This is a genomic window from Erysipelatoclostridium sp. An173, assembly GCF_002160495.1.
In the GTDB taxonomy this organism is placed as follows: Bacteria; Bacillota_I; Bacilli_A; order Erysipelotrichales; family Coprobacillaceae; genus Thomasclavelia; species Thomasclavelia merdavium.
Map to the genome: position 1 here is coordinate 1 of NZ_NFKR01000078.1, position 2876 is coordinate 2876.

General features: G+C 31.8%; 2 protein-coding genes. Both read left to right on the plus strand.

Annotated elements, in window-relative coordinates:
- Positions 1-114 precede the first annotated feature (114 nt).
- Positions 115-846: a helix-turn-helix domain-containing protein gene (locus B5F09_RS14340; protein ID WP_087375005.1), complete on the plus strand. Its 732-nt coding sequence runs from the start codon at positions 115-117 to the stop codon at positions 844-846.
- A 56-nt stretch (positions 847-902) separates the two neighbouring features.
- The gene (gene rlmD / locus B5F09_RS14345; protein WP_087375006.1) at positions 903-2318 is read left to right on the plus strand and encodes a 23S rRNA (uracil(1939)-C(5))-methyltransferase RlmD; all 1416 of its coding nucleotides are present in this window, start codon (positions 903-905) and stop codon (positions 2316-2318) included.
- Positions 2319-2876 lie beyond the last annotated feature (558 nt).

The window sequence follows — 2876 nt, forward strand, 5'->3', positions numbered from 1 at the left end:
GCTCTGTAGTATACCACCTCTCTTATAGGATACTACAAAAACGATTGGAGAGAAATTATTTTTAATAAAATGTTTGTGTCCGACCGACGAAGACGGACGGAAATGGAGGAAAATATGAATATAGAAATAGCAAATCGTCTTGTTAAACTAAGAAAAGAAAACAATTTATCACAAGAAGCATTGGCTAATAAATTAGGAATTAGTCGTCAAGCTGTTAGTAAATGGGAGCGGGCTGAAGCTTCACCAGATACTGATAATTTAATCATGCTTGCTAAGATTTATCATATGTCATTAGATGATTTATTAAAAACAGATCAAGATGAATTTGAAAGTGCTAAATTAAATCAAGATGATACAGTTAAAGAAGAAAAAGCTGAAAAAGTTCATGTTAGTTTAAGACATGGAGTTCATGTAATTGATAAAGATGGCAGTGAAGTTCATGTCGGCTGGGATGGTATCCATATTGATAATGCTAAGGATAAAGATAATAATATTGATTATGATTGGGAAAAATTACAGTATGAAAAACCAACTAAATTTCCGTTTGCGTTAATTATTATTGTAATTTATATTGCCTGCAGTGCTTATACATCTTTATGGCATCCTTTATGGATAATGTTATTAATTATTCCTTTGATTGATGGGGCTATTGCCGCTATTAAACATCGTGATCTCAATCAGTTTCCATATCCAGTATTAGCGCTATTATACTTTTTATATGAAGGTTTCTTTGAATATGTCTGGTCACCAACCTGGATAATTTTCTTAACAATACCAGTTTATTATGCAATAGTTAATTATTATAATTATCGAAGAAAAAAACGTAATCAAAAAGATGATGCTTAGGCATCTTTTTTTAGTGCAATTTATTAATGTTATGTTATACTTAGGGCGGTGATAAGATGAAATGTTCAATAGTAAAAAAATGTGGTAGTTGTAAATATATTAATAATGATTATACATCGCAGTTAAAAATAAAAACTGATTATTGTAAAGAGTTATTAAAAAAGAATCAGTTAAATAATTATCGGGTTGACGACATCATTAAAATGGAAAATCCATATCAATATCGTAATAAGATCATTGTAGCTTTTAATCAAAAATATGAGTTTGGTTTTTATCAAGAAGATAGTCATCGAATAATTCCTTATGATCGCTGTTTGCTTCATGAAGAAGTTAGTGATGCTATTATTAAAAAGATTCAATCTTTATTGAAACGATATCGTGTTAGTATTTATGATGAAGATCGTGGTCGTGGCTTATTGCGACATGTTTTAATTCGCCGAGCAGTAGTTAGTGATCAAACTATGGTTGTTTTAGTATGTAATGATAATGTTTTTAAAGGTTCTAAGAATTTTTGTAATGAACTAGTAAAAACGTTTCCTAGTATTAAAACAGTAGTTTTAAATGTTAATAAAAGAAAGACTAGTGTTGTTTTAGGTAATGAAGAAAAGGTTTTATATGGTAAAGGATTTATAGTAGATGAATTATGTGGATTGAAATTCAAGATTTCACCTAAATCTTTTTATCAGATAAATCATGTACAGTGTGAAAAATTATATCAAACAGCAATTGATTTATTAGAACTAAAAGGTAATGAAACAGTTATAGATGCTTATTGTGGTATTGGTACAATTGGGATGGCAGTTTCTAAACAGGCTAAAGAAGTTATTGGTGTTGAGTTAAATAAAGATGCTATTAAAGATGCTATTAATAATGCAAAAGCTAATAAAATAAATAATATTAGATTTTATAATGATGATGCAACTGATTTTATGAAAAAATTAGCTAGTGAAAAATATCCAATCGATTGTGTAATTATGGATCCACCTAGAAGTGGTAGTACTAAAGAGTTTATGGATGCCATAAAGATTTTAAAACCAAAAAAAGTAGTTTATATTTCTTGCGATCCAACTACTCAAGTTAGAGATTTAAAATATTTTTCTAAGTTAGGATATCAAGGTAATACTATGATACCAGTTGATATGTTTCCCCATACTGCACATGTGGAGACGGTTGTCCTACTTTCCAAGGGAGAAATCGACTCGAAGAAGGTGCGGGTGGAGTTCTCGCTGGAAGATATGGATATGTCCGGCTTCCAGAAGGGCGCGACTTATGAGCAGATCAAGGCGTATGTGTTGGAGCATACCGGTTTGAAGGTATCTTCCCTGTACATCTCACAGATAAAGCGCAAGTGCGGGCTGGATGTGGGGCAAAATTATAACCTGTCAAAAAAGGAAGATGCAAAAGTTCCACAGTGTCCGCCGGAGAAGGAAGCGGCGATCAGGGATGCGTTGAAATATTTTCAGATGATTTAAGAGCCTATTGAGCAAAAAAGCAGTAAATCAATTTCAGATTTACTGCTTTTTTGCTGGCCGGGCCGGTGAGCTACGAGCATTCATGACTTTTTGATAACTTGCTCCATGCTGATATATTAAGCGGAAAGTTGTGGCTCTGTATTTTCAGATGGAAACGAATGTTCCTTGAATATATCCCACAAAATATGCAATCGCTATACTCAGTGCAATGCAACATATACATAGTATTTCAGCAATTACCTTTTTTTCGGTTATTTCATTTATGGACTTTCCGTAATCAATAGTAGACCATACCATTGAAAGCAAAAATAGAATTGAAATCCATTGAGTATGAAACGATAGGCCCATGCTAACAAATACATAGTTTGAGATGATGTAAAAAGCGCTTCTGACTACAACTTCTGTCACTTTTACAATCTGATTTCTCATAAAATTCTCCCTCTCTGATAATGGTAGTGTCAAAAATAGTTAGTTTATTTTATATATAAATTAACTTAAAACCTCATTCTACCTTGGTTTTTATATATTTTGATTAATTTCCCCATGAAATCAATCTAT

Excerpts from the sequence above, each read along its gene's own strand:
- B5F09_RS14340 (WP_087375005.1), top strand. The coding sequence starts at position 115 with ATGAATATAGAAATAGCAAATCGTCTTGTTAAACTAAGAAAAGAAAAC.
- rlmD (WP_087375006.1), top strand. The coding sequence starts at position 903 with ATGAAATGTTCAATAGTAAAAAAATGTGGTAGTTGTAAATATATTAAT.